Raw genomic sequence first — 7,623 nt, 5'->3', positions numbered from 1 at the left:
CAATAAACCGGAGATTATCGCAAATGACATATTTTAAATTCAAATCGTGGACACCCCTAAAACCGCCAAAACCAGCGCCTGCATTAGCTTTGCTGGCTTTACTTACCAATTTAACCGGACACTAGTGGTAATATCCCTATATTGAGTGCGCAAATGGCAACCTCCTTCTCAATGGCAAACCGTATCGTGCTTGCTTTAAGCGGCGCATTCTTCACTGCGCACTCCCATGCACAAATGGCAGATCCTGGTTTGCCACCCGCTACAACGGTGGTACTGACCGGTTTTGCCGTCAACAAACCGATACAGGTGCAGGATGTGGATGATATGGCGCAGGGCTTCCCCAAAGAGGTAGCACGCCGGCTGGCACAGAATACGCCATGGCAAATACGCACTGCGCCCCATCTTTTATCCTTTGACTGGCAGCAGGATGTACCAAGTGGCAAGCTTTTGAACCAAATGGGTGCTACCTATGCCAGCCGCTATGTGGTGGCTGGTGAAATTCGCAATGCCGGTACAAAAAACGATACCATTCTGTTTGGGCTGATGCAAAAAAAGACGCGGGCGATTGAGGTTGATATCCGTATTTATGATGCGCAGTCAGGCAAGCTGCTGGCACGACAGGATTTTTCCAGGACTGTGGCCGGTGACGTGACGATAGGCCGCGAGCACGTGTTTGGCGGTGCAGCTTTTAGCTCAACGCTGTACGGCAAACTGATAGGCGAAGTGGCAGATCAGGTAGCCAGCCTGGTCAGTACCACGATTGTGGCGCAGCACTGACCAGACCCCGTTTCAGAATTCACCGGGCTTGTCTGGCCCTTTCCTCTTCACGCAAACGCAGTATGCGGCGCTGGACCTTGCCTGTGGTGGTCATGGGCAGGGCATCGATAAATTCAATCTCTTTCGGGTATTCATACGGTGCCAGTTTGCCGCGCACATGGTTTTGCAATTCTGCAATCAATGCCTCGCTGCCAGCATAGCCGGTGCTTAAGACGATGTAAGCCTTGACGATATTGCCTCTTTCCTGGTCGGGTTTGGGGACGACCGCCACATTCGCAACGGCAGCGTGCTTGACCAGGCAATTTTCTATTTCAGACGGACCTATGCGGTAACCGGCAGCCTTGAACATGTCATCGGCGCGACCCTGATACCACAGGTAACCATCGGCGTCACGCAGGGCAAGGTCACCGGTTCGACACCAGTCACCGGTAAATTTACTCCGCGTGGCCTCATCATTTTTCCAATACCCCAGGAAGAATACCGGATCAGGATGACCGTATAAATCATAGCGGTGCATGGCTACTTCACCCGCTACGCCGGTGGCGGTTTCCTTGCCATCATCATCAATGACGGCAACCCGGTGACCGGGGTAGGGGCGTCCCATGCTGCCGGGGCGGGCTGGCCATAGTTGATGACTATTGCCGACGATGTAGTTCATCTCAGTCTGGCCAAACATTTCATTCGGTGTCACTTCCAGGGCCCGCTCACACCAGTTGAAGACGGCATCGCCGACAGCTTCACCGGCACTCATGATGGCGCGCAGTGCAAGCCGGTATTTTTTCCTTGGTGCCGGATCTGCCTTCATCATCATTTTCAGGGCAGTGGGGAACAGGAAGGTATTCGTGACCTGGTATTTTTCCAGCAGATAGTAGGCGGTGTCGGCGGAAAAACGTCCCTGATAACCGAGGATGGGTTTGCCAAAATACAAGGTAGGCAACAAGGCATCCATGAGTCCGCCTGTCCAGGCCCAGTCTGCCGGTGACCAGAACACATCATTTTCTTGCGGGAACCAGTTTTGCGAAGCGACAAAACCGCTCAGGTTGCCGATGATGGCCGAGTGGGGAATCAGTGCCCCTTTGGGCGCACCGGTGGTGCCACTGGTATAAATCAGGATGGCCGGATCACTGGCGCGGGTCCGCACGATGTCACATCGTTTGGGCATGGCTGGCATATGCGTGTGCCAGTCTATGCTGGGAGGTAAATCCTGGTTGTTTGGGCAATCGATGCTGATGACGGTTTTCAAGTCAGGGCATTGCATGCGGATTTCTTCAAAAGCCTTGATGCCACTGCTATCCAGAATGATGCCTATGGCCTGGCTGTGCTTGAGGCGAAATTCCAGTGCTTCGGGCCCGAACAGGAAGGATAAGGGCATGACGATGGCACCGATCTGCAGGCAGGCCATAATGGTGATTGCGGTTTCTGGTCTTTGCGGCAAGATGCAGGCAAGCACATCGCCGCGCTGCACACCTTCCTGACGCAAGAGATGGGACAGCTGGCTGGCCTGTTGATACAGTTCTGTATAGCTGAGACGGCGCTGATTTCCTTCGCTGTCTTCTGACAGGATGGCGATCAGCCCATGCTGTCCGGCCCAGCGATGACAGCAGGCTTCAGCGATATTGAAATAGTCTGGAACTTGCCACCTGAATTCATGGTACAGCTTTGCATATTGATCAATTTCATTACTGTTTTTGCGTTTGTCCAACTGCTTCATCCTGTCTCCGTTATAATAATCGAACGGTCGTTCTATTGTTGCTGTATTCGCATGCTCAAGCATTGCATGAATACAATGCTACTTGATATTGCGGCTTGTGGGCTGGTCTTGTCCGTCATTCTTGATGAAAAATTTAAATTCCTATGAAGCCTTTCACTTCCGAGTCACGCTCCTCCTACGTTGAAATTCGTGGTTTGCAATACCATGTGCGTCACTGGGGGCCGGAATCAGAATCAACACCTAAAATCGTGATGTTGCATGGCTGGATGGATGTATCTGCCTCCTTCCAGTTTGTAGTCGAATGCCTGAAGCAGGAATGGCATGTGATTGCCCCTGACTGGCGTGGTTTTGGCCTGACAGAATCACCCAAGGCCGATACCTACTGGTTCCCTGATTACATGGGGGACCTGGATGCCTTGTTACGGCATTTTTCACCGACAGAACCGGTCAATTTGCTGGGGCATAGCATGGGCGGCAATGTGGCTGGCCTGTATGCTGGCGTCAGGCCGGAAAGAGTCAGCAAATTGATTAATCTGGAAGGCTTTGGCATGCCGGTCACGCATCCCAAGCAAGCGCCTGGTCGTTACCGGAAATGGCTGGATGAGTTGCAGGATCAACCACAGTTGCGCACCTATGCATCCCAGGCAGACGTGGCGGCCCGTCTGCAGAAAACCAATCCCCGCCTGTCAGATGAAAGGGCGGCCTTCCTGTCTGGTCACTGGGCAAAGGAAAGCAGTACCGGGTGCTGGGAAATATTGGGTGACCCGGCACACAAACAAACCAGCCCCTTACTGTACCGGGTAGAGGAAGTGATGGCATGCTGGCAAAAGATTACTGCACCGGTATTGTGGATAGAGGCGGATGACACCAATGTCTGGCACTGGATGGGGCCGAAAGAAGAGGCGCGCATAGAAATCGACCGCCGCCTTGCACATATTCCACAGTTGCAAAAAGAAATGATACTGGATGCCGGACATATGCTGCATCATGATCAACCGGAAAAGCTGGCAGAACTGATAGAGGCATTTTTGGCCTGACAGGACAAATTTCGATGGCGGATTGAAGGGCTGGGGAGTGCAAGCCGGGCTTATGGGTTACACTCTGGGGACTCGATTTACTTTCCTACTTTCAGTCCAGCATCATGAGCGAATTACCGACCTACGGCTTTACTACGACTATCCTGCACAGTGATCGTCAAAAAGAAATAGAGCACGGCTCTATCCATAAACCCATCCATAGTTCTGTCATGTACGGTTACAAGGATGCGCGTGATCTTGCCGCAGTATTCCAGAACAAGCAATCCGGCTATCGTTATGGCCGCCAGGGCAACCCTACGGTGTCTGCGCTGGAAGAGAAAATCACTCGGATGGAAGACGGTTACGCCAGTATCGTGTTTGCCACCGGCATGGCGGCAATAGGTGCAGTGTTTCAGGCCTTGTTGCGCCAAGGTGACCACCTGGTTTCTTCTTCTTTTTTATTTGGCAATACCAATAGTCTGTGGCAAACCATCAGTGCACAGGGTATCGATGTGGCCATGGTGGATGCCACCAGTGTTGATCGCATCGCGGCCGCGCTGACACCGGCAACCCGCATGGTGTTTGTCGAAACCATTGCCAATCCGCGTACCCAGATTGCTGACCTGAAGCGGATTGGTGATTTGTGTCGTGAAAAAGGTATCTTGTTTGTGGTCGATAACACCATGACGTCGCCTTACCTGTTCCAGCCTAAATCCGTGGGTGCGGGTCTGGTTGTCAATTCCCTGACAAAATCGATTGCCGGACATGGCAATGTGTTGGGCGGGGCACTGACGGATACGGGTTTGTTTGACTGGTCTGTCTATCCGAATATCGCCACCAATTTCCGCAAGCAGGCAGCGCAGATGCAGGGTATGTCGCAGGTCAGGACCAAGGCTTTGCGCGACTTTGGCGCTTCGCTGTCGCCAGATGCGGCACATCAGATTGCCGTGGGCGCAGAAACCATCGCCTTGCGCATGGAAAGAGAATGTGCGAATGCACTAGCCCTTGCCAGCATGCTGGAGGCTGATCCCCGGGTTGCCGCGGTACATTACCCCGGCTTGCCTTCTCATCCCCAACATCAATTAGCGACAGAATTATTTCGCGCCTATGGAGCCTTGTTCAGTTTTGAACTAAAGCCCGAGATTGATTGTTTTGATTACCTGAACCGCCTGAAGCTGGCCATCAATGCCACCCATCTGGGGGATACCCGCACTTTGGTGATTCCGGTTGCCCATACCATTTTCTTTGAAATGGGCGCAGAACGTCGTGCTGGCATGGGAATCGCCGATTCACTGATCCGGGTTTCTGTTGGTATCGAAGATACCCAGGACTTGCTGACTGATTTTGCACAGGCGCTGGTTGCTTGATGCTTGATTGTCAATATCATTGGCAGTATCGTCGGCAGAGCCTTGTGTTTTGATCCCGCATCACCACTTCTGAACTTAAACCCTTGCTCGTGGCCTGATGACAGGGCTATCTGGAAATTGAATCAGCCTGCCGGGGGCTTATAGGACTGCGCAAGACTGCGCAAGACCGCGGTTTTGAGGGTGAGGCAAGGTAATACTAGGTAATACAATAAGGTAAATATGTTCCGACTTTCTCTCAGTATGACGATGCGCGACTGGCGTGCCGGTGAATTGCGCTTTTTGTTGATAGCGCTGATGGTTGCTGTCGGTTCTCTGGCATCGGTCGGTTTCTTTACCGACCGCATGCGCAGCGGGCTGAACCGTGATGCGCATCAATTGCTGGGTGCGGATTTGCTGGTGGGGGCAGATCAACCCATCAATCCGGAATGGCGCATGGAGGCCGAAAAACGTGGCTTCAAAATTGCAGAAACCCTGGCTTTTCCCAGCATGGCGCTGGCAGGCAAGGGCGATGACGCGATATCCAAACTGGTATCCCTGAAAGCTGTCAGCAACGATTACCCCTTGCGTGGCAATTTAAAACTGAACAAGGGCGAGGCAGAAGTCGCGACCAGCGATGTCCCGCAAGCTGGCACGGTGTGGGTGGATCCGGCGCTATTGTCGGCATTGAATCTCAAGCTAGGCGAAAAAATCAAACTGGGTGAATTGCAGTTGACCGTTACCCAGACCATTACATCGGAACCTGATCGCGGTGCCGGCTTCATGAATTTTGCTCCGCGCGCCATGATATCGCTGAAAGATATCCCAGCCAGCAACCTGATACAGAATGGCTCACGCGTCACGTATCGTTTGTTGATCGCGGGCGAGCCCAAGGCCATTGCCAGTTACCAGAAAGAATTGCAAAGTCGCATAGAAACCGGGAAACTGAAAGGCGTGCGCCTGGAGTCGCTGGAATCAGGGCGACCAGAAATGCGCGCCACGCTGGACAGGGCAGATCAGTTCCTGTCGCTGGTGAGTCTGTTGTCAGCCATGCTGGCTGCGGTGGCGATTGCCATGGCGGCGCGGCGTTTCATGCTGCGGCATCTGGATGCCTGTGCCATGCTGCGTTGCCTGGGGCTGACACAAAACCAGGTAACCAGTATGTACCTGATAGAGTTTTTCATGCTGGGCCTGTTGGGTAGTGCTGCGGGCGTGGCGCTGGGCTTTGCCGGTCACTATGTATTGCTGGAATGGCTGGGTAAACTGGTGGCCAAGGATTTGCCAGCAGCTAACTTCTTGCCTGCTTTGCAAGGCATCGCCACCGGCTTGCTGTTATTGATAGGCTTTGCCTTGCCACCCATACTGCAATTGCGCAATGTGCCGCATAACCGTGTCATACGGCGCGAGCAGGATGCGCCCAAGGCCATGACCCTGATCAGCTATGTGCTGGGTTTAAGCATGTTCATCGGTTTGTTGTTGTGGCAGACCGCAGATGTCAAGCTGGGGCTGATGACAGCCGCCGGGTTTTTGATCGGCTTGCTGGTCTTTGCCCTGGTCGCCTGGCTGGGTATGTCTTCGCTGAAGCGCTTGCGTCCGCTGTTCAATCATTCTGCCTGGCGCTTTGCCATTACGGCCCTGCAAAGACGACCTGGCGCCAGCATCATACAGGTGGTGTCGCTGGCACTGGGTTTGATGGCGCTGTTATTGCTGACCGTGGTGCGGGCTGATCTGATCACCGCATGGAAAAAAGCCACGCCGGCTGACGCGCCTAACCAGTTCGTCATTAATATCCAGCCTGATCAGCGAAATGAGATCAACACCAGGCTGCAAAACTTTGGCAAGCCGCTCATGTATCCGATGATACGTGGCCGCCTGATACAGGTGAACCAGCGTGCTATCGACGGCAACAGTTATGTCGAAGATCAGGCCAAACGCATGGTGGAACGCGAATTCAATCTCTCCACCATGAATGAATTGCCCGCCCTGAACAAGATTACGGCTGGTACCTGGTTTGACGACAAGAATGATGCAAATACAGCCCAGGCAGAAGCCTCGGTGGAAGAGGGGATCGCCAAAACCCTGAAGTTGAAATTGGGTGACAAGCTGGTGTTTGACGTTGCCGGACAAAAAGTCAGCGCGGCGGTTACCAGTCTGCGTAAACTGGACTGGGGTTCCATGCGGGTGAATTTCTTCGTCATCATCAATCCCAAGGCAATGGCAGATATGCCGCAGACCTGGATCACGGCTTTCCGTTTGCCAGACGCCAACAAGACTTTTGTCAACCGCCTCATGCTGGATTTTCCCAACCTGACTGTGGTGGACGTGGGGGGCATGATCAAACAATTGCAGGATGTGCTGGACCAGGTGATTATGGCGGTCGAATTCCTGTTCCTGTTCACACTGGCATCGGGCGTACTGGTGTTGTACGCAGCACTGGCTGGCTCGCAGGATGTGCGCACGCGTGAAGCCGCCTTGCTGCGCGCGCTGGGGGCGACCCGCAAGCAGTTGTCGCAGGCGCAGTGGATAGAGTTCCTGCTGATAGGTGGCTTGTCCGGTGTGCTGGCAGCGTCGGGTGCTTCTGCCATAGGATGGGCACTGGCACATTTCAGTTTCAATTTTGAATGGGCTTTCTCGCCCGTGGTCTGGCTGGCAGGTTTGCTGATAGGTGCAGCTTGCGCCACGATAGGCGGCTGGCTGGGTTTGCGCAATGTGTTGAATCAGCCACCTTTGCTTAGCCTGCGTGAGGCCTGATTGGTACCGGCCAGGTCCTTCCCTG

General features: G+C 53.5%; 5 protein-coding genes. 4 read left to right on the top strand and 1 reads right to left on the bottom strand.

Translation table 11 applies throughout. The annotated features are described in order from the left end of the window. The first annotated feature begins 153 nt into the window (after window positions 1–153). On the top strand, window positions 154–777 hold the full coding sequence (locus ACO0K9_RS16940) for a flagella assembly protein FlgT middle domain-containing protein (RefSeq protein ID WP_422986992.1): 624 nt from the start codon (window positions 154–156) through the stop codon (window positions 775–777). 19 nt (window positions 778–796) lie between these two features. On the opposite strand, the gene ACO0K9_RS16935 is transcribed toward ACO0K9_RS16940, so the two are convergent. Next, complete coding sequence (locus tag ACO0K9_RS16935; RefSeq protein WP_422986990.1) at window positions 797–2,488, bottom strand: acyl-CoA synthetase; 1,692 nt, start codon at window positions 2,486–2,488, stop codon at window positions 797–799. Between the two features lie 143 nt (window positions 2,489–2,631). On the opposite strand from ACO0K9_RS16935, the gene ACO0K9_RS16930 reads away from it, so the two are divergent. The 3 genes from ACO0K9_RS16930 (at window position 2,632) to ACO0K9_RS16920 (ending at window position 7,598) form a co-directional block, all read left to right on the top strand. After that, a complete protein-coding gene (locus ACO0K9_RS16930; RefSeq protein WP_422986988.1) occupies window positions 2,632–3,525 on the top strand; it encodes an alpha/beta fold hydrolase in 894 nt (297 codons plus the stop codon). A gap of 104 nt (window positions 3,526–3,629) precedes the next feature. Then, window positions 3,630–4,871: a cystathionine gamma-synthase family protein gene (locus ACO0K9_RS16925; RefSeq protein WP_422986986.1), complete on the top strand. Its 1,242-nt coding sequence runs from the start codon at window positions 3,630–3,632 to the stop codon at window positions 4,869–4,871. 219 nt (window positions 4,872–5,090) lie between these two features. Further along, complete coding sequence (locus tag ACO0K9_RS16920; RefSeq protein WP_422986984.1) at window positions 5,091–7,598, top strand: ABC transporter permease; 2,508 nt, start codon at window positions 5,091–5,093, stop codon at window positions 7,596–7,598. Window positions 7,599–7,623 lie beyond the last annotated feature (25 nt).

This window comes from Undibacterium sp. Ji50W (assembly GCF_049340445.1).
In the GTDB taxonomy this organism is placed as follows: Bacteria; Pseudomonadota; Gammaproteobacteria; order Burkholderiales; family Burkholderiaceae_D; genus Undibacterium.
This window is presented reverse-complemented; position numbering and strand designations above follow the sequence as displayed.

What these genes read in the sequence shown, in the direction of transcription:
- ACO0K9_RS16925 (WP_422986986.1), top strand. Translation starts at nt 3,630, where the DNA reads ATGAGCGAATTACCGACCTACGGCTTTACTACGACTATCCTGCACAGT.
- ACO0K9_RS16935 (WP_422986990.1), bottom strand. Translation starts at nt 2,488, where the DNA reads ATGAAGCAGTTGGACAAACGCAAAAACAGTAATGAAATTGATCAATAT.
- ACO0K9_RS16940 (WP_422986992.1), top strand. Translation starts at nt 154, where the DNA reads ATGGCAACCTCCTTCTCAATGGCAAACCGTATCGTGCTTGCTTTAAGC.
- ACO0K9_RS16930 (WP_422986988.1), top strand. Translation starts at nt 2,632, where the DNA reads ATGAAGCCTTTCACTTCCGAGTCACGCTCCTCCTACGTTGAAATTCGT.
- ACO0K9_RS16920 (WP_422986984.1), top strand. Translation starts at nt 5,091, where the DNA reads ATGTTCCGACTTTCTCTCAGTATGACGATGCGCGACTGGCGTGCCGGT.